Origin of the sequence: Burkholderia sp. Bp9090, from assembly GCF_003857985.1 — a bacterium.
GTDB lineage: Bacteria > Pseudomonadota > Gammaproteobacteria > Burkholderiales > Burkholderiaceae > Burkholderia.
Genome location: NZ_QTPV01000106.1, coordinates 1 through 1,122, shown reverse-complemented (window position 1 = coordinate 1,122; position 1,122 = coordinate 1). Strand labels below are relative to the sequence as shown.

The following is a 1,122-nucleotide window of genomic DNA, read 5'->3' as shown; positions in this document are numbered from 1 at the left end:
GCCTTCCGGCGTGACCCACACGATGTTCTGCGTCGGGTCCTTGATGTCGCAGGTCTTGCAGTGCACGCAGTTCTGCGCGTTGATCTGCAAGCGATCTTCGTTGCTGTCGTTCTTGACGAACTCGTAGACGCCGGCCGGGCAGAAGCGCGCCTCCGGTCCCGCGTAGGTGCGCAGGTTCACGTTCACCGGCACGCTCGCGTCCTTCAGCGTCAGGTGCGCCGGCTGGTTCTCCTCGTGGTTCGTGTTCGAGATGAACACCGACGACAACCGGTCGAACGTCAGCTTGCCGTCCGGCTTCGGATACTCGATCGGCGTGCATTGCGACGCCGGCTTCAGCATCTCGTGATCCGCATGCTTGTGGTGCAGCGTCCACGGCACGTTGCCGCCCATCACCTTCTGTTCCAGCCCGACCATCAGCGTGCCGAGGTAGAGGCCCTTCGCCATCCACTGCTTGAAGTTGCGCGCGCGGTACAGCTCCGTGTACAGCCACGATTGCTTGAACGCGTCCGGGTACGCGTTGAGCTCGTCCGACTGGCGACCGGCCTGCAGCGCGTCGAACGCGGCGTCCGCCGCCAGCATGCCGGTCTTGATCGCCGCGTGGCTGCCCTTGATCCGCGATGCGTTCAGGAAGCCCGCGTCGTCGCCGATCAGCGCGCCGCCCGGGAACACCGTCTTCGGCAGCGACAGCAGGCCGCCGGCCGTGATCGCCCGCGCGCCGTACGACACACGCTTGCCGCCTTCCAGGAATGCGCGGATCGACGGGTGCGTCTTGTAGCGCTGGAACTCCTCGAACGGCGACAGGTACGGGTTCGTGTAGCCGAGGCCGACCACGAAGCCGACCACGACCTGGTTGTTGTCCATGTGATACAGGAACGAGCCGCCGTAGGTGTCCGACTTCAGCGGCCAGCCGGCCGTGTGGATCACGAGGCCCGGCTTGTGCTTCGCGGGATCGATTTCCCACAGTTCCTTGATGCCGATCCCGTACGCCTGCGGATCGGCGTTCGCGTCGAGCTTGAACTTCGAGATCAGCTGACGGCCGAGGTGACCGCGGCAGCCTTCGGCGAACAGCGTGTACTTCGCGTGCAGTTCCATGCCGAGCTGGAAGTTCTCGGTCGGCTCGCC

Annotated in this window: 1 protein-coding gene; it reads right to left on the bottom strand. The window is 65.1% G+C overall.

The window, feature by feature from the left end; translation table 11 throughout:
- On the bottom strand, positions 1–1,122 hold a 1,122-nt coding region (locus DIE16_RS36280), incomplete at both ends, for an electron transfer flavoprotein-ubiquinone oxidoreductase (protein ID WP_148095411.1).